This window comes from Paenibacillus sp. JCM 9796, assembly GCF_055379675.1.
This window is the reverse complement of sequence record NZ_AP043723.1, coordinates 1,800,004-1,818,202: the sequence shown is the minus strand read 5'-3', so window position 1 is coordinate 1,818,202 and position 18,199 is coordinate 1,800,004. Positions and strand designations below refer to the sequence as shown.

The following is an 18,199-nucleotide window of genomic DNA, read 5'->3' as shown; positions in this document are numbered from 1 at the left end:
ATGGCGCGCGTCCGTTTCGCTTCGGCTGTCGTCATCCTCTTGTTTTTCGGCTCGCTCGCCTATATGGCGTGGGCGAACGATGAGCAGTATTTGCCCATCGCCTTATTGTTGGTGTGCGCATCGATTGTGCCGTTCTTCCTTCGCTATGAGAGTCGGTCCCTTCAGGCAAGGGAAATCGTGCTGGTGGCCGTACTTTCCGCAATTGCCGCCGTCGGGCGCGTTCCTTTCGCCGCTTTGCCGAGCGTGCAGCCCACATCGTTCGTGATCATCGTCTCCGCTCTCGTGTTCGGTTCCGAGACGGGCTTCATGGTCGGGGCGGTGGCCGCGCTGGTCTCCAATATGTTTCTGGGACAAGGTCCCTGGACGCCTTGGCAAATGTTCAGCTGGGGCATGATCGGCTGGACGGCCGGTATGCTGTATCAGCGGGGCTGGCTGAAAAACCGGTACATGCTGATCGCCTTCGGGTTCGTCTGGGGCATCTTGTTCGGGTGGATCATGAATATTTGGCTGCTGGCGGGCATGGGGCAAGATTTGACCTGGGCCTCGGCTCTGGCCGTCTATGCCTCCAGCTTTTACTTCGATTTGGCCCACGCGCTCAGCAATGTGTTTTTTCTGGCCGTCTTGGGTCCGGGGTGGATTAAAATTTTGGAACGGTACAGGTTGAAGTACGGCTTGCTGGATAGCCAGGGCTGGTCATGAAGTCATATACGGCCGCGGACGATGCGTCTGTGGCCTTTCTTCCGCACCCTGGATAATCCGCAAGATACCAAAGTGGATTCCGCAACATCCTTCATAGAATTGCTTGACGGGACGGTCTATAATAGGCTGGGAAAATGGTTGGTTTAACGGTTGTGTTAACGAGGGTTGGAGGAGACTATGTCACAATCAGGACAGAGCATGCTGGTGGAAGCACTTGAATTTCTCTCTGCCAAGAGAATGGACGGTAATGACCCGTGGCCCCAAATATCGGAGCCCTGTGCCGATGTCACTTCTCTCGTATTTATCAAGGGGGGGCGGGGAGAGAGCGTTATCGAGAATGTGACCTACTCCGTCAGAGAAGGGGATATCGTCATCTGCCATCCGCTTGTGCCTTTTCAGCTTCGTTCTTCAGCAGATCATCCGTTAATGATCATTTATTGTACATTCTCGATTCATGTGTCCGGAAAAAACAAAGGACAGCTGCTGGATGCCGGCCAATGTCCGGTCGTACCTCTTCGCAATAACCTTCGCGCGATGGGCAATTATTTCGAAGCCATTGTTCACGAGTATGAGCATCCTTCGGCAGGGTCCAGGGAAATCGTAAACAGTTTAATGAAAACGATTACAATCATGCTGATCCGAATGCTTGAAGCGATGAAAGTCCCCGAATACACGTCGATCACTCAAACCGTAAAAGAATATATCCAGAGTCATTTCGAACAGGAATTAACGCTTAATGATTTGGCTGAGCTGGTATATGTCAGTCCGTATCACCTGGTCCACACCTTTAAGAATGACGTCGGCATGGCGCCTATCCAATATTTGATTCATTGCCGGATCGAAGAGGCCAAGCGTCTGCTGCGGAGTACGGAATTGTCGGTCAGCGACATTTCATTTCGGGTCGGCTACCCTAATTCCAACTACTTTAATCAAATTTTCAAAAAGATGGCGGGAGTCACCCCGGGCAAATATCGAAGCGATGCGAGGCGGTAGCTCCATCACGCGGGCTGCCGATGCAAGTAAATAGACAGGATGCTGGAGGGCTTTCGGATGCTTGAGCTGCAGGGTATCAGCAAATCGTTCTTAAACAATAAAGCCTTGGATAAAGTCAATTTTTCTTTACAAGCAGGCGAGGTGCATGCGCTTATCGGTCCGAACGGCGCAGGCAAATCGACCTTGATGAAAATATTAACCGGCATGTATGAGCCAGACGAAGGGGCTATCCTGCTCGGCGGACAACCGGTTCAAATTCGGTCTATTCTGGAAGCGCAAAAGCTTGGAATCGCCATTCTTCATCAGGAACCGATGCTCGTTCAGGATATGAGCGTCGTCGATAATATATTTCTCGGTGTCGAACCGCGGATTGCCGGCATGATTCCGAGATTCCGCTATATGAAGGAAGAGAGCAAACGATTGCTCAAAACGTTGGGAGTTCCCCTTCACCCCAATACGCCCGTGAGAAATTTATCGTACAGCCAACAATTCGTCGTTGCCATCGCTAAAGCGCTGTCGTTCAAATCTAAAATTCTTATCATGGATGAGCCGTCTTCCTGTTTATCCGAGTTCGAGAGCGGGCGTTTGTTCGACGTGATCCGCAAGCTGAAACGGGAAGGGGTGGCCATCGTCTATATTACGCACCGCATCAAAGAGGTGATGCAAATCTGCGACCGGGTCACCTTTCTCCGCGACGGAAGACATGTCGCCACGATGGACGTAGCGGGAATGAGCGAAGAAGAAGCGATCAAAATGATGCTGGGAAGAGAGCTGCATCAATATTTTCCTCCGATTTTGGACGAAGCGGGGGAAACGTTGGTCAGGGTACAAGGCCTGACGAAAAAGCCGTTTTTTTATGACATCGATTTTTCATTGCGGGAAGGCGAAATTTTAGGCGTTGCCGGCTTGATTGGATCGGGAACCTCGGAGCTGGCCAAAGCGCTATTCGGCAAAGAGAAGCGGGACCGCGGCAGCATATTTTGGCGCAACCGGGAGCTTCCGTACAAGAAAGGACGGGACGCCTCCGATTTTCGCTTCGGATTCGTCAATCAGGATCGCATTGAGGAGGGCCTGTTTTTGGAGATGGGCGTGAATCGCAATTTAACGATGCCCGGACTGGACAAAATCATGCGGTACCATATTCTAAACGCGAATAAAGAAAATGACGCGGCTTTGGATGCCGTTATCGAAATGGACATCAAAATTCAGCATCTGAATCAAAAGGTGAAATATTTAAGCAGAGGCAGCCAGCAAAAGGTGATGCTCGGGAAATGGCTGGTTCCTCAAAGCGATCTTTACTTGCTGGATGAACCGACACGGGGCGTAGACATTGGAAGTAAAGTTGAAATTTACGCGAAAATTCACGATCTGGCAGCCGCCGGCAAAGGCGTGATCGTCTTTTCGTCCGATTTTGCGGTATTAATGGGGTTGTGCACGCGAATTCTGGTCATGTATCAAGGGCGGATTGCTGCGGAGCTGCATCACAGCGAGGCAAGTGAAAAAAAAATACTGCATTATGCTACGGGAGGATCGCATGATTCGCAAGAAACATAACTTCAAGCCACAATTTTGTTAAGTGTAAGCGGATTCAATATCCAGTATGATAGGCATGTGAGCGCTTACAATAAAGGATTAAAATGAAGCTCGAATAGAAAGGGAGGGTTTATCCTTGTTCAAAACAAAAACCAATTTCCTCATGGTCCTGATCCTGCTGGTTACCGTTGTTACAGCAGGCTGTGGGCAAAATGCCGCTCCACCCGATTCAAATGGCGGGCAAGCCGGCGCCCAGACCGCAGGCAGCGGTAAGGAGGAAGGGCTGGCCAAGCTGCCTCCGCTGAAGGAGGAGGAGGCGCTGGGGAAACCGGCCGGCGTCGATACGCTGGAGCTGACGCCCGAGGAAGCGGCGAAAATCAAAGAGATGAAGCCTGTGATCGGTTATTCCGTTCATTTTGGCGACATCGCATCGGAGAAAGTGATTGGCCAGGCGATTAAAGAAACCGTCGAGTCCTATGGCGGAAAGTACATTTTGACGGATGCGCAAAGGAATCTCAATAAACAAATGAGCGACGTCGAATCGCTCATCCTTCAGAAGGTGAACGGGGTTGTGGCCATTGGGGTTGATACGGCTGCTTTTGGCCCGGCTGTTAAAAAATTAAACGACGCGAAAATTCCCGTCGTGCTTGGCGGCGGGCCTCCTAACCAAGGCGATTTCGTGAGCCTGGTAGACCCGGATGGTTACGGCGGCGGTTTTGCGGCAGGCAAAGCATTGGTCAAAGAGCTGAAGGCCAAAGGGATTGAAAGCAAATCTTTAGCGACGATCGGGCTAAGGGCTTATATTTTGACTTGCGAGCAAAGAGTCAGGGGCTTCGAAGACGCTGTCCGGGAAGACGGCTATAAAATCGTGGCAAGAGGTCAGGCAGACACGGCCGATCAGGCCCAACAAGAGTTTGAAAACATTTTGACGGCGCATCCGGACGTTGTCGGAGCCTTCGGCGTCTATGAGACGCCGGCTTTAGGGATGGAAGCGGCGGTTCGGACTTCCGGACGCAAGGATGTTTTCGTCGTTACCCATGATTTGAACGATCACCTTGCCAAAGGAATGGCGGATGGGAATAAAATTGTGATCTTCACCTCGTCCCAGGACTTGTATGCCGAAGGAAAATACAAAGCGTTGGCGCTGTTAAAGGCCGTAGCCGGCGGGCAAGTTCCTAAATATGTGACGGTAGCCACCTTGCCTACCTCTGCGGAGAACGTGAAGGAGATGTATAAGAAAGTATTCAATAAAGACTGGCCCAATTAATTCGTAGCAAACTAGGGTCCCGGGCTGGATACGATCCGGTCCGGGTTCGTCTATAGGGGAGGTTTACTGTGGCTGAGCATGTACTGGAAATGGCCGGAATCACCAAAGTTTTCCCGGGAGTTAAAGCTGTAGACAACGTAAACTTTACCCTGAGAAAAGGGGAAGTTCATGCTTTATTAGGTGAGAACGGGGCGGGCAAAACGACTTTAATGAAAATTCTTGCCGGCGTTTACCGTCCGGAACAGGGGAAAATTGTAATCGACGGGCAGCCCGTTCAAATCAACTCCAGAAAAAAATCCCAAGAGCTGGGCGTCGGCATGATCTTCCAAGAGCTGAGCGTGCTGCCCAATCTCAATGTAGCTGAAAATTTGTTCCTGGCGAAGGAAAAGAAAAAGGGGATGCTGCTCGACAACTCCCTGATGGAAAAAGAAGCGCAAGCGCTTCTCCAAAGCCTGGGCTTATCTATAAGCCCCAATCAGATCGTGAAAAATTTAAGCATGGGTGAACGCCAGGTTATCGAGATCGCCCGAGCGATTTCAAGCGACGCGAAAATTATCGTTATGGATGAACCGACTTCGGCCTTAACCCATGACGAGCAGGAAAAGCTTTTTGAAATCATTCAGAAATTAAAGGCCAGAGGAACTGCCATTATATATGTATCCCACCGAATGGACGAGATTTTCAAAATTTGCGACCGGATTACCGTACTTCGGGACGGCAAGAAGATCGATACGGTGGATACGAAAGAAGCGGACATCAAACAAATCATCAACATGATGATCGGCGATAACGAAGGGTTTCATGAATCGGTCATTGCGAGGAAGCAAACGGGCAAGCAAACGGCCGCTCCGATCTTACAAGTAGACCGTCTCACCGGCACCAAGTTTAAAAATGTCAGCTTTAAGCTTTATAAAGGGGAGATTCTGGGCATTGCCGGATTATTGGGCAGCGGCAGGACGGAAATATTACGCGCGATCTGCGGGCTGGACCCGGTCTCATCGGGAACGATAACCATGAATGGAACCGTGCGCAGGATCAAATCGATTCAGGACGCTATCCGGCTTGGCATTATTATGGTTCCGGAAGATCGAAGAAATGAAGGGATCATACCGGGCATGTCGATCAGGGAAAATGTAACCTTAACCAATCTTCCCGCTTTTTTCCCCAGCGGCGTCATTAAGTCCAAAACGGAACATACCGTGGCCCGCCGGAACATCACGGATTTAAAAATAGCGCCGGGAGATCCGGAGAAAAAGGTTGGCAAGCTCAGCGGCGGCAATCAGCAAAAGGTCGTCATCTCGAGATGCCTGAATCTGAATCCCCAAATTCTGCTGCTGGATGAACCGACGCAAGGCATTGATATTGTGGCCAAAACCGAATTGTATAAATTGTTTCGTTCATTAGCCGATCAAGGCATGGCGATCATCGTTGTATCATCGGAACTGCCGGAGCTCGTGTCGATCACGGACCGGACGATCGTCCTTTATGACGGGCAAGTCAAAACAACGCTCGAAGACGCTGAGATCAATAACAAGAGCATCTTGTATCACGCTACCGGGGGGCAATAATTCGCAATGGAACTGGGAGGACAAAAAATGGCTGGTCTGGCAACGGAACAAAGCCCCGCGCTCAAGCTGGGAAAACTACTGGGCAAATCAACGGCAATCATTTTTATAGCGCTCGTGATATTGATTGCCATTTTCAGCTATCTTTCGCCGTATTTCTTAACCTTCAGCAATTTTATGAATATTATCCGGCAAATGTCCATGATTGCGATCGTCGCTTTCGGCATGACGTACGTTATCATTGCCGGGGAAATAGATCTTTCCGTCGGCTCGATTATCGGCATCACCGGCATGGTCGCGGCCATCAATATCAAATCCGGCCTCGATCCGGTTGTTGTTATCTTTTTAACGCTCGCTTTAGGTGCTTTGATCGGTTTATTTAACGGAATCATGGTCGTAAAAGTAAGGGTCACCGCCTTTCTGGCCACCCTGGTTTGCATGTCGATATTAAGGGGGCTGTCGTTGGCGTCAAGCCCCGGCTCGGCGCCTGTTACGATCAGCTCGCCGCTTTTCGTCGATTTGACGACGATGAACATCGGGCCGATCCCGATTGTGCTGATTTATCTCGCTGTCCTGCTGTTTATCACGCATTTTGTATTAAATAAAACGGTCTTCGGCAGACATATTTATGCGACGGGCGGCAGCGCTATCGCGGCTTCATTATCCGGAGTCAACGTCAGCCGGGTCAAGATCATGGTGTTTGTCATCAGCGGTTTATTGTCAGCCTTCAGCGGACTCGTGCTGGCCGGCCGTTTGTCGGCAGGCTTGCCCGATTCCGGTACAGGGTGGGAATTGGATGCCATCGCCGCAGTCGTATTAGGGGGAACCAAGTTCAGCGGAGGCAAAGGCACCGTGATCGGCACGCTCGGGGGAGCGCTTATTATCGGCATTCTCAGCAACGGTTTAACGCTGCTCGGCATGACTTATGCTTACCAGTTAATTATTAAGGGGATTATTATTGGAATCGCCGTTATTTTGGATATTTGGGTTCGCAGGGAAGAAGCTTAACATGAAGCTTAACATGCGTAGATGGAGGGAAAGCGATGAGCGGCTTTAGCCATTTGTTCACACCATTTTCAATCGGGAATGTAACGGTAAAAAATAGAATTGTTTTTCTTCCGCATTTTAATGCGCTTAGCAGCGAGGACGGGATGCCGACGGAAAGGGATGCGCTCTATTTTGCCGAGCGCGCCAAAGGCGGAGCGGGACTCATCATCATGTACGGCATTGCCTGTACGTTATCCGGTAAAATGTCGCAAAAATTTATTCACGGCTGGGATCCTCAAATCGTGCCCGGGTTAAGCCAATATGCCGAATTGGTTCATCAGCACGGCAGTAAAATTTTCGGCCAAATCAACCATGGCGGACACACGACCTTGCAAAATCCTCCGCAGCTCTTGTTTGCCCCTACGCAAATGCCGGAGCCTTCGAGTCCATTTAATACGAAAGAAATGGAAATTGAAGATATTCAAGAGGTGATTGAAGGCTTTGCCAAAACCGCTTTGCATTTTAAGATGGCCGGCTTCGACGGGGTAGAAATTAAAGTCGCCCATGACGGTCTCCTGCGTTCGTTTGTGTCGGAGTTTTTCAACCGGCGTACAGACCAATACGGGGGTTCGTTTGAAAATAGATTGCGGTTTCCGCTGGAAGTCATTCAAGCGATTAGAGACGCAGTAGGCGATGACTATCCGCTCGGCATACGTCTTTGTCTGGATGAATATACGTCATGGGGATACGGGCTTGACTTCGGTCTGAAGCTGGCTAAAGCGTTCGAAGAAACGGGCCAGGTCACGTACATCAATACGGATGCGGGAACCTTTTCCAGCTTTTATATGGAAATTCCGCCCGCTGCGGTTCCGAAAGGCTTTGCCGTGCATATGAGCGCTTCCCTGAAGGATACGATCAAGCTGCCGGTTATCGCTTTCGGCCGCATTAACGATCCGGTTCAGGCGGAGAAAATTTTAGCCGACGGTCAAGCCGACCTGATCGGGATGGCCAGGCCGCTGATTGCCGACCCTGAGCTTCCGAATAAAGCGATGCGGGGAGATGCGGATGATGTGCGCGCCTGTATCCACTGCAACGACGGTTGTATTTTTCAAGTGATGCAGGAAAAGGCTATACGCTGTATTCATAACCCTGCGGCAGGCCGGGAGAAGACGCTTGGCATCGGGACTTTAACGCTGGCTGCCGTGAAGAAACGGGTAGTCGTCATCGGTGGCGGCGTGGCCGGTTTGAAGGTAAGCGAAATCGCCGCTCTGCGCGGCCATCAAGTCACGCTTATCGAGAAAAGCGGCCAGCTGGGCGGCCAGGTGCTGCTGGCAAGCAAGCTGCCCTACAGAGATCAGCTGCTTGAAGTTCCTTCGCATCTCATTAAACGGGTGAACCGGCTTGGCGTAGAAGTGCTGTATAACACGGAAGCTACGGAAGCAAGCGTGCGCTCGCTCCAGCCTGATGCGGTCGTCATTGCTACCGGTTCTTATTCCGGCAAATTAAATATTCCGGGCATAGACCAGGACAATGTTTATAACGTATACGACGTGCTTCAAGGGAAAGCGGCCATCGGCGACAGGGTTCTGCTTATCGACCGGGGCGGGCATTATAAGGGCGCGGGCATGGCGGAGCTTCTGGCTTCCCAAGGGAAACACGTCCATATCGTCACCCCCTTATTGTTCGTAGGAGAGAATCTGGAACCGAGCAACAGGGCGCTGCTCTATCAACGCATTTCCAAACTGGATATCGAAATGACGCCTCATGTGGAAGCCGTGTCCATCCATGGGCGGGATGCCGTCATTCAGCATGTATATTCGGGCAAAGAGCAGCGGCTTAGCGGTTATGACACCTTTATTTATGTGACCTATAACCATTCCAATGAAGCTTTGTATCATGCACTCAAAGGAAAATGCAAGGAAGTATACCGCGTTGGCGACAGTGCGGCTCCCCGCATGATCGAGCAGGCGGTATGGGACGGAGAAGAAATTGGCCGCAAACTCTAGGCGATCGGACAGAACGATAACATAAAGGGGTATTCCAAGGTGCAGAAAATTAAAGCTGGATTTATAGGAACCGGGTTTATCGGGCCTGAGCATATCGAGGCCGTGCGGCGCTTGGGGTTTGTGGATGTAGCGGCCGTGGCGGAGACCAGTAAGGAGAAGGCTGAAAAAAGAGCGGCTGAATTCCATATACCTACGGCATACAGCGATTACCGCGACATGTTGGCAGACCCGGAAATCCAGGTCGTACACAATTGTACGCCCAACCATCTGCATTATCAGATCAGCAAAGATATCATCCTGGCCGGGAAGCACGTCATATCTGAAAAACCGCTGGGCATGACCCGCGATGAGACGGCAGAGCTTGTCCGGTTAGCCCGTGAGAACCATATCGTGCATGGCGTAAACTTCAACTACCGGCAGTATCCGCTCGTCCAGCAATTACGGGCGATGATCGCTCAAGGCCAATTAGGGACGGTTCATCTTGTGCATGGAAGCTACCTGCAAGACTGGCTGCTCTATGATACCGACTACAACTGGCGCCTTGAGCCTGGAGTAGGGGGGAACTCGCGGGCGGTAGCGGATATCGGATCACACTGGTGCGATATTGTACAGCATGTCATCGGTCAGCGGATTACAGAAGTGTTTGCCGATTTAGCGACGGTCATCCCTGTAAGAAAGCGCTCGAAGCAAGGGGTTGTCACTTTTGGCTCCCCGTCACAGCAGGAAGCGGAGTACGATGAAGTGCCTGTTGCTACGGAGGATTATGCTACAGTACTGGTTCGTTTCAACGGCGGCGCAAGAGGGGCGTTTACCGTTTCCCAAGTCAGTGCGGGCCGTAAAAACAGGCTTTCTTTTGAAATTGATGGCAGCCTGTCGGCGGCTTACTGGAATCAGGAAGAACCGGAGAAGCTTTGGATCGGACACCGCGACCGCGCCAATGAGCATCTTCTGGCGGACCCTCCCTTGTTACTGCCGGAGGCCAAAGCCTACATCAAGCATCCTGGCGGACATAACGAAGGGTGGCCGGATGGAATGAAAAATATGATGGCCCATTTCTATCGCTTTATTGCCGAAGGCAAAGACCCGCTCAAAGACAGCGCCAATTTCGCCACGTTTGCCGACGGGCATACGGCGATGTGCCTGATCGATGCTATTCTGGAAAGCAATCAGACTCAAGCATGGGTCAAGGTCAAAACCTAACGAAACAAAGCCCTGAACCAATAAAGTTCAGGGCTTCGTCGCATCCATGATTTGTTAGCCGTTCATTAAACGCCTTGCGGTACAGATAATCCGAGTCCTTCTGCGATACGTTGTCCGAACTCCGGATCTGCTTTATACCAGTGCCCGATTTGACGAAGCTTGATTTCGTCTTTTTCGACAGGCTTCATAGCGCCGACAATGTTTTCAACCAGACGCGCACGTTCTTCTTCGCTTAAGAGACGGTATAAGTCGCCAGGCTGCGTGTAATGGTCATGATGGTCATAACCGACGCTATCGGCTTCGCCGGATACGGTGAAGGCGGCAGGCTTATTCTCAGGCGATTCTGTAGGTCCGCCGTAGCTGTTTGGCTCGTAATATACGGAAGCCCCGCCATTGTTATCGGCACGCATTTGGCCGTCGCGCTGATGGTTGTTCACTTCCGCTACCGGACGATTGATCGGCAGCGTATTGTGGTTAGCTCCTACACGATAGCGATGAGCGTCCGAGTAGGCGAACAGACGGCCTTGCAGCATTTTATCCGGTGAAGCTTCGATTCCAGGGACAAACGACCCGGGAGAGAACGTTGCTTGCTCAACTTCGGCAAAATAGTTTTCCGGGTTGCGATCCAATACCATACGGCCTACTTCAATTAACGGATAGTCTTTCTGGGACCATACTTTCGTTACATCGAATGGATCGAAACGGTACGTATTCGCATCTTCCAACGGCATGATTTGAACATACAGCGTCCATGCCGGGAAATCGCCCTTATCAATGGCATTGAACAAATCCTCGATATGGTAATCCGGATTTTCGCCTGCAAGCTGCGCAGCAAGGTTAGGATCGAGGTTTTTAATGCCTTGCTCTGTTTTAAAGTGATATTTCACCCATACGGCTTGGCCTTGGGCATTGACCCACTTGAAAGTATGGCTGCCGAAACCGTGCATATGCCGGAACGTCGCCGGAATACCGCGATCGGACATCAGAATCGTTACCTGGTGCAAGGATTCAGGGGATAAAGACCAGAAATCCCATACGGCGTTCGGGTTTTTCAGATGTGTTTGCGGATGACGTTTTTGAGTATGAATAAAGTCCGGGAATTTAATCGCATCGCGGATAAAGAAAACAGGTGTGTTGTTGCCGACCAGGTCATAGTTTCCTTCTTCGGTGTAGAACTTGACGGCGAATCCACGCGGGTCGCGAACCGTATCGGCCGAACCGAGTTCGCCGGCAACCGTCGAGAATCGGATGAATAGGGGAGTACGTTTTCCTACCTCTGATAAAAAGTTAGCTTTGGTATATTCCGATACATCATTGGTTACTTCGAAGTAACCGTGCGCTCCGGCGCCCTTGGCATGAACAACACGCTCCGGAACACGTTCTCTGTTGAAATGCGCTAATTTTTCTAGAAGGTGAACATCTTGAATTAATGTCGGACCACGCGAACCGGCTGTCATTGAGTTTTGGTTATCCCCAACTGGAGCTCCCCAACTAGTAGTTAGATTTTTCTTATTTGTACTCAAAATAGCGTCACCTCATCAGAAATTTTTAATATTTCATACTCTATATACTATGATAACTATTCTCAACAAAAAATCAATACTTATTTATAATTATTATAAATAACGATAGAAAGTTAGACAAAATTCGCGGTTTGTCAGTGTTTTTCGGCAATGTATGACTTCGAATCCATTTGAAAATAATTCTAATTATACCATGATATGGACCATTAGACGAGTCATAAAAAATCAATTGACAAATAATAGGAGGTCGCACTATATTTATATTATCGTTAATCGATAATCTATATTAGTTATTTGAAAGCGCTTAATTTTGGGAGGAGGTGGCGGTTATGAAGTGAACGATAAAGATCCAGATGTCGGAACCGGGTCATCCAAAAAAGTTGATTGATGAAGGGGTGCACACATTGAAAAAGTCGATTCGGACAACACTGCTTCTATGTATAGCCTCCATGATGATCGTATTGTCAGCTTGTGGAACGAACAGCGGTGACGGTCAAGGCAGCAAAGGCTCCGGAGGCAGCGGGTCAGGCGGTACGGGGGGCGTTATTAAAATCGGGATGGTAGCCGACCTGACGGGGAAGTCCGCGCTTACCGGCGAGTTTAAGAAAAGAGGGGCGCAAATTGCCTTGGACGAAATTAACGCAAACGGCGGAATTAACGGCAAGACGATTGAACTGGTCATTGAGGATGATCGCGGTACGAACGACGGGACGGTATCGTCCTTTCAGAAAATTGTATCGAATCCGGACGTCATAGCCGTACTCGGTCCGATTACGAGCACGAATGCGAAGTCGATCAGCGATATCGCCAAGAAAACCGGCATTCCGGTCTTGATCGGCGGAACCAATGTCGGGTTGACCACAGAGTTGAAAAATCCATGGTTTTTCCGGATCCGACCGCATGACGGATATTCGGCCCAAACGATCGCAGACTTCACCGCAGATAAAAAAGGTCATCAAAAAATCGCGATCATCTACGATACGGATGCATTCGGCACAGCCGGCAAAGACATGCTGATCAGCGAATATAAGAAAAAGGGAATTACGCCTACAACGGTTGAGGGGATTACGGCAGGTACCAAAGACTTCACGCCGACCCTTGAAAGCATCCGCAAATCCGGCGCTGAAGCGATCAATACGATGATGACGGCATCCGCGGACGTCGCACAGCTGGTCATCCAAATGAGGCAGCTTGGGATCAATACCGATTTGGTAGGCTCATCATCGGCAGCCCAAACGACAACCGTGAAATTGGCCGGGGATAAATTGAACGGAATTTACGGGGCTAACGACTTTGCTCTGGATCAGAGCGAGGAAGCCAAGCAATTCGTTGATAAATTCCAGAAGAAATATAATGAGCTTCCGGATCTGTATACGGGATGGGTGTATGATTCCCTGCATATTTTAGCCAAGATCATCAAAGATAAAGGAACGGATCCGGAGCAAATGCGGCAAGGGATATTGGCTCTCAAGGGCTTCAAAGGGGTGGAAGGCGAATATAACTTTGACGAAAATGGCGACGGCTTGCATCAATACTCCATCGTGAAGGTCGAAAACGGCAATTTTGTAACACAAAAATAACACAAGGGCCATGGGTTGAATTCGGCGGCGGCGCAGGCTTGGCCGGATTCGACCCATAGAAGAGGAAGGGGAACAATATGGAACAGTTCAATATGCCCCTGCAGCTCCTGGTCAGCGGACTGGCGATCGGCAGCATATACGCGCTGGTAGCACTGGGATTTGTGTTGACTTACGTATCGGTGAATGTGGTTAATTTTGCACAAGGCGACTTTACGATGATGGGGGCTTTCGTAGCATTTACGCTTGTGGTTGGCGGCGGCCTCCCGGTGTGGGCCGGGCTTTTGATCGGGATTGTCATCATCGGGGGAATCGGATATTTGTTTCAGCTCAGCGTGTACCGGCCTTTTGTGAAACGGAACAAAGCTTTTTTGCCGGTGATGATCAGTACGCTTGGGGCGTCGATGATTATTCAAAATATTTTCTTAATCATTTACGGCCCCTACCCGCAGAAGCTGTCTCCGCTTTTTAGCAAGGAAACGATTAAAGTCGGGGAAATCGTCATTTCGGTGCAGTACTTAGCGATTCTTTGCTGCGCCGTCCTCCTCCTCGTGCTGCAGTACTTGTTATTTGAGAAGACGCGCCTCGGCAAAATGATGCAGGCGACTGCCCAGGACCCGACCACTGCCAAATTGATGGGAATCAAAGTCACCTCGATGCAAGCGCTGACCTTTATTTATAGCGCGGCATTAGGCGGAACGGCCGGTATTTTGGTTGCGCCGGTTTTTATGATTAACCATACGATGGGAGCGATTATCGGGCTTAAAGCGTTTGCTGCTTCGATCGTAGGCGGTTTGGGCGATGTGAAGGGAGCCATCTTCGGAGGCTTGATGATCGGGGTTATCGAAACCTTTGCGGCTGCTTATATTTCAGGACCTTATAAAGACGGCTTTGCGTTTTTATTTTTAATTATTTTCCTGATCTTTAGACCGTATGGGATTTTTGGAGAAAAAGTCGGAACGAAAGCCTGATGCCCTGACGAATCCAAATTTCTGGGGAGTGTTGAAATGCAAACCATAAAGCTTAGTGAAGCGAATGTAAGAAGCGGCAAAACGAATAATTCCCTGCTTATCGCCGCCGGTCTTCTGCTGATCGTTATTGCGTTTTGTCTTCCGTATCTGCTGCCGGGCGGGCGGCTCGGCAACTACTATATGACCGAGGTTATTAAAACGACCGTATTTTGTTTGGCTACCCTCGGCCTCACGGCAGGTATGGGCTACGGGGGGCAAATCTCGCTTGCCCAAGCCGCGTTTTTCGGCCTAGGCGCCTATTCGCTTGCGTCGGCCACCGTGCTGTTCGGATTGCCTTATTGGGTGGGAGTGCTGTTGGCCCTTCTCGTACCCGTTGTCTCCGGGCTGCTCCTCGGTGCCATCTCTCTGCGTGTCGTCACTCACTATTTGGCGCTGGTGACCATCGGCTTTCAAATTATCGTCCAGCTGGTCATGCATAACTGGAAAATTGTTTTTGGCGGCGCCGACGGCGTGGGCGGCATCCCTCGTCCCTTCGGCATTGACGATCTGAAGGCTTATTATTGGGTCTGTCTGACGGTTTTACTCGTCTGCATGTTGTTCGTGTACCGGATGAGAAGATCAAGACTCGGACGGGCTTTGTTCGCCTTGCGGGAAGACGAACTGGCGGCCTCGGCCATCGGCATTGACTTGTATCGGACGAAAATGATGGCGTTCTCCGTATGTTCGGCCTTAGGCGGCGTAGGCGGTCTCCTGTATGCCTCCGCTTATCAGTACATCAGCCCGGATGTATTCAGCTTTGAGCAGTCGGTTACCTTCTTCGCGATGCTGATTACCGGAGGAGCGGATTCCATCATCGGCACCCTGGTAGGCACCGTCTTATTGACCTGGCTGCCGGAATGGCTTCGATCCTTTAAAGATTATTACCTGGCGATTTACGGCGGCTTGATTATTGCGGTGCTGATCTTCGTGCCCAACGGGATTTGGGGCATCGTCAGCAGTCTGTATCTGATGGTCACGAAGAAGAAGGGCAGCGGCAATGCGGTTTCGGGAACGATAAAATTTGTAGAAGGAAAAAGACTGTCGTATCTGGAACGGCAGGACGCTCCAGCGATAAAGTCCCGGCAGCCTGTTATTTTCGAGGTGAACGGATTAAAGAAGCATTTTGGCGGAGTTAAAGCGGTTGACGGCGTCGATTTTCACATCCGGAAAGGTGACATCCACGTGCTCATCGGACCGAACGGATCGGGCAAAACGACTGTTATTAACGTTCTGAGCGGACTATACACGGCAACAGAGGGAACGGTCAGCTACCGCGGCAATCCGATCGCCAATTTGCGGCCGCACCTGATTGTCAAGCAAGGCATCGCGAGGACGTTCCAGAACATCCGGTTATTTCCCGAGCTCACCGTGATCGAGAACGTGATGATCGGCCAGCATATCCGGACGAAATCGAATTTGGGGAGCATATTTTTCAATATCAGGTCTTTCCGGGATGAAGAGAAAAAAATTAGAGAACGGGCGGAAGAAGCGCTCGCGTTTGTAGGGTTTGAGAATTACGCGGAAAAGGTAAAAAATTTGGCATACGGTCAGCAGAGATTGGTGGAAATCGCCAGAGCGCTGGCAACCGAACCGGAATTGCTATTGTTGGATGAGCCGGCCGCAGGTATGAATCCGGAAGAGACGCAGGAGCTTGTCAAGCTGCTGAAACGAATGAATGAGCTGGGCATTACGATGCTGCTGATCGAGCATGACATGAATTTGGTGACGCAGGTTGCCGATTCGATTACCGTACTGAATTTCGGCAAAAAAATTAGCGAAGGCTCACTCGAGCAAGTATTGGATGATGCGGAAGTCATTAAAGCCTATCTCGGGGAGGAATTTGTTCGTGCTGAGGCTTAACGGAATCGAAACCAGATACGGTAAAATTGTCGCTTTGAGAAACATGTCTCTGGAGGTTAGAGAGGGAGAAATCGTGGCTCTGCTCGGTATGAACGGAGCAGGCAAATCGACAACCTTGAAAACCATCTCCGGGCTGCTCCGTCCGAAAGCGGGAACGATTGAATTCATGGGCCAGCCGGTTGACCAGCTTTCCCCGGAAGAAATTGTCCGGCGCGGCATTATTCACGTACCGGAAGGCAGGAAGATTTTTCCCGGACTGACCGTGAAGGAAAACTTGATTCTGGGGGCAACCAGCAGAAAAATTTCCATGACTCAGGTGAAACAGGAACTCCAGGAGATTTTGGACATATTCCCCGAACTGATTCCGTTGCTGGATCAGCTTGGCTGGTCTCTATCCGGAGGGCAGCAGCAAATGTGCGCAATCGGAAGAGGTCTGATGGCCAAACCGAAGCTGCTCATGCTTGACGAGCCTTCGCTTGGGCTGGCTCCGTTAATCGTTCAGAACATGTTTCATACGATTCAGAAAATTAACCGGAACGGGACAACGGTGCTGTTGGTCGAACAAAACGCAAGACAAAGCCTGGCCATTGCCCATCGCGGGTATGTAGCGGAAGCCGGTAAAATCGTCGCAAGCGACGAAGCGTCGAATCTGCTTAACGGGATCCATCACGCCTATTTGGGCGCAGCCAAATAAGAGAGCTTACCTTTCAAAAATTATCTTTACAGATTGTGGGTAATTTTGGTAACATCAAATTATTGCATTATCGATAATCGATAATTGATAAAAACACGATAAGGGCGTGACGTCATGAATCTTGTTCTGGACTCCTTTGAATTTGGTTTACACACTCAAATTTACTACGGCGTTAATAAATTAAATGACCTCCCTCATCTGATCCGCAGGTACAACTACAGCAAGGTTTTGATATGCACGGATAAAGGGATTGTGCAGTCCGGCAATTTGATTCGACTGGAAAATATGCTGAAAGAAGCCGGGATTGATTTCTTCACCTTCACCGATGTGGAGCCGGACCCGACCATCGAGATCGTCCAGCATGTGAAAAGCTTGTTTATCGAAAACGGATGCGACGCGCTTATCGGCCTGGGCGGAGGCAGCTCGATCGATACGGCCAAGGGCGTTTCCGTTGCCGTAGCGAATCCCGGCGACCTTAGCCAATACGAGGGGAAGGATAAGATTCCGCACAAGGGACCCGACCTGATTGCGATTCCAACGACGGCGGGGACCGGCTCCGAGGTCACCCATGCTACCGTATTAAAGGATAAGAAGCGTCAATATAAAATGGGCATTTTAAGCCATACCTTGCATGCCAAGGCGGCTATCCTGGATCCCCAATTGCTGACGACGGTTCCAAGAGGCGTTGCGGCGGTAACGGGGATGGATGCCTTAAGCCATGCCATCGAATCGTACACATCCAATCAGGCGCAGCCGATTACGGAAGCGCTCGGCCTGCACGCCATTCGATTAATCGGCCAAAATTTGCGCCCCTTCGTCGCACGCAGAGCCGATCTTCAAGCCGCCTCCCAGATGATGCTGGCTTCCACCATCGCCGGAGCGGCCTTCATCTGGGGAAGAATCGCCGCCGTCCATGCCATCTCCCATCCGCTCGGCGGTCGGCTCGGGGTCGCGCACGGCATGGCAAACTCGCTGCTGCTGCCTGCCGTGATGCGCTACAACGTCAGTACGAACTACGAAAAATTCCGCGATATCGCGATCGCGCTCGGCGAACCGGTGGAAGGATTAAGCTTGCGCGAGGCTGCAGAGCGCTCGATTCACGCGGTGGAGCAGTTGATTCACGACCTGGAAATTCCGACCACACTGGCTGCTCTTCAACTGCATCCGACCGATGAGGAGCTGGATATCATCGCGAAGGAAGCGATGGATTCCGGGATGACGGCTGCGAATCCGAAGGAATGTACGGTGAAGGATTTACGCAAAATGCTCGAAGAAATTCGATAGG

The 18,199-nt window shown here is 50.5% G+C and carries 14 protein-coding genes; 13 read left to right on the top strand and 1 reads right to left on the bottom strand.

The features are described from left to right. The 8 genes from ACZ439_RS08820 (at position 1) to ACZ439_RS08785 (ending at position 10,250) form a co-directional block, all read left to right on the top strand. Complete coding sequence (locus tag ACZ439_RS08820; RefSeq protein WP_141335356.1) at positions 1 to 699, top strand: ECF transporter S component; 699 nt, start codon at positions 1 to 3, stop codon at positions 697 to 699. Positions 700 to 876: 177 nt separating this feature from the next. Next, positions 877 to 1,692: a helix-turn-helix domain-containing protein gene (locus ACZ439_RS08815; protein ID WP_127607850.1), complete on the top strand. Its 816-nt coding sequence runs from the start codon at positions 877 to 879 to the stop codon at positions 1,690 to 1,692. Between the two features lie 57 nt (positions 1,693 to 1,749). Continuing rightward, complete coding sequence (locus ACZ439_RS08810) at positions 1,750 to 3,246, top strand: sugar ABC transporter ATP-binding protein (RefSeq protein WP_164751810.1); 1,497 nt, start codon at positions 1,750 to 1,752, stop codon at positions 3,244 to 3,246. A gap of 115 nt (positions 3,247 to 3,361) precedes the next feature. Beyond that, a complete protein-coding gene (locus tag ACZ439_RS08805; RefSeq protein WP_127607852.1) occupies positions 3,362 to 4,492 on the top strand; it encodes a substrate-binding domain-containing protein in 1,131 nt (376 codons plus the stop codon). Between the two features lie 68 nt (positions 4,493 to 4,560). Then, positions 4,561 to 6,060: a sugar ABC transporter ATP-binding protein gene (locus tag ACZ439_RS08800; protein ID WP_127607853.1), complete on the top strand. Its 1,500-nt coding sequence runs from the start codon at positions 4,561 to 4,563 to the stop codon at positions 6,058 to 6,060. Positions 6,061 to 6,087: 27 nt separating this feature from the next. Beyond that, on the top strand, positions 6,088 to 7,065 hold the full coding sequence (locus ACZ439_RS08795; RefSeq protein WP_054797166.1) for an ABC transporter permease: 978 nt from the start codon (positions 6,088 to 6,090) through the stop codon (positions 7,063 to 7,065). A gap of 35 nt (positions 7,066 to 7,100) precedes the next feature. Then, positions 7,101 to 9,050, top strand: a complete 1,950-nt coding sequence (locus ACZ439_RS08790) for an oxidoreductase (protein ID WP_464620896.1) — start codon at positions 7,101 to 7,103, stop codon at positions 9,048 to 9,050. Between the two features lie 39 nt (positions 9,051 to 9,089). Further along, on the top strand, positions 9,090 to 10,250 hold the full coding sequence (locus ACZ439_RS08785; protein WP_141335348.1) for a Gfo/Idh/MocA family protein: 1,161 nt from the start codon (positions 9,090 to 9,092) through the stop codon (positions 10,248 to 10,250). A gap of 65 nt (positions 10,251 to 10,315) precedes the next feature. Here ACZ439_RS08785 and katA read toward each other — a convergent pair whose 3' ends face one another. Further along, on the bottom strand, positions 10,316 to 11,773 hold the full coding sequence (gene katA / locus ACZ439_RS08780; protein WP_127607857.1) for a catalase KatA: 1,458 nt from the start codon (positions 11,771 to 11,773) through the stop codon (positions 10,316 to 10,318). 404 nt (positions 11,774 to 12,177) lie between these two features. Between katA and ACZ439_RS08775 the strand changes: the two genes are divergently transcribed. The 5 genes from ACZ439_RS08775 to ACZ439_RS08755 all read left to right on the top strand — a co-directional run bounded on the left by ACZ439_RS08775 (position 12,178) and on the right by ACZ439_RS08755 (position 18,198). Then, entirely contained in the window at positions 12,178 to 13,353 is a 1,176-nt protein-coding gene (locus ACZ439_RS08775) for an ABC transporter substrate-binding protein (RefSeq protein ID WP_181410137.1), read from the top strand. Between the two features lie 77 nt (positions 13,354 to 13,430). Continuing rightward, positions 13,431 to 14,321 (top strand): branched-chain amino acid ABC transporter permease, encoded by an 891-nt coding sequence (locus tag ACZ439_RS08770; RefSeq protein ID WP_127607859.1) that lies wholly within the window; start codon positions 13,431 to 13,433, stop codon positions 14,319 to 14,321. A 36-nt stretch (positions 14,322 to 14,357) separates the two neighbouring features. Continuing rightward, positions 14,358 to 16,220 (top strand): branched-chain amino acid ABC transporter ATP-binding protein/permease, encoded by a 1,863-nt coding sequence (locus ACZ439_RS08765; protein WP_464620895.1) that lies wholly within the window; start codon positions 14,358 to 14,360, stop codon positions 16,218 to 16,220. Continuing rightward, positions 16,207 to 16,914: an ABC transporter ATP-binding protein gene (locus ACZ439_RS08760; RefSeq protein ID WP_127607861.1), complete on the top strand. Its 708-nt coding sequence runs from the start codon at positions 16,207 to 16,209 to the stop codon at positions 16,912 to 16,914. Before ACZ439_RS08765 ends, ACZ439_RS08760 begins: the two co-directional genes overlap by 14 nt. A gap of 114 nt (positions 16,915 to 17,028) precedes the next feature. Continuing rightward, the gene (locus tag ACZ439_RS08755; protein WP_127607862.1) at positions 17,029 to 18,198 is read left to right on the top strand and encodes an iron-containing alcohol dehydrogenase; all 1,170 of its coding nucleotides are present in this window, start codon (positions 17,029 to 17,031) and stop codon (positions 18,196 to 18,198) included. Position 18,199 lies beyond the last annotated feature (1 nt).

What these genes read in the sequence shown, in the direction of transcription:
- ACZ439_RS08765 (WP_464620895.1), top strand. Translation starts at nt 14,358, where the DNA reads ATGCAAACCATAAAGCTTAGTGAAGCGAATGTAAGAAGCGGCAAAACG.
- ACZ439_RS08790 (WP_464620896.1), top strand. Translation starts at nt 7,101, where the DNA reads ATGAGCGGCTTTAGCCATTTGTTCACACCATTTTCAATCGGGAATGTA.
- ACZ439_RS08755 (WP_127607862.1), top strand. Translation starts at nt 17,029, where the DNA reads ATGAATCTTGTTCTGGACTCCTTTGAATTTGGTTTACACACTCAAATT.
- ACZ439_RS08820 (WP_141335356.1), top strand. Translation starts at nt 1, where the DNA reads ATGGCGCGCGTCCGTTTCGCTTCGGCTGTCGTCATCCTCTTGTTTTTC.
- ACZ439_RS08815 (WP_127607850.1), top strand. Translation starts at nt 877, where the DNA reads ATGTCACAATCAGGACAGAGCATGCTGGTGGAAGCACTTGAATTTCTC.
- ACZ439_RS08795 (WP_054797166.1), top strand. Translation starts at nt 6,088, where the DNA reads ATGGCTGGTCTGGCAACGGAACAAAGCCCCGCGCTCAAGCTGGGAAAA.
- ACZ439_RS08770 (WP_127607859.1), top strand. Translation starts at nt 13,431, where the DNA reads ATGGAACAGTTCAATATGCCCCTGCAGCTCCTGGTCAGCGGACTGGCG.
- ACZ439_RS08810 (WP_164751810.1), top strand. Translation starts at nt 1,750, where the DNA reads ATGCTTGAGCTGCAGGGTATCAGCAAATCGTTCTTAAACAATAAAGCC.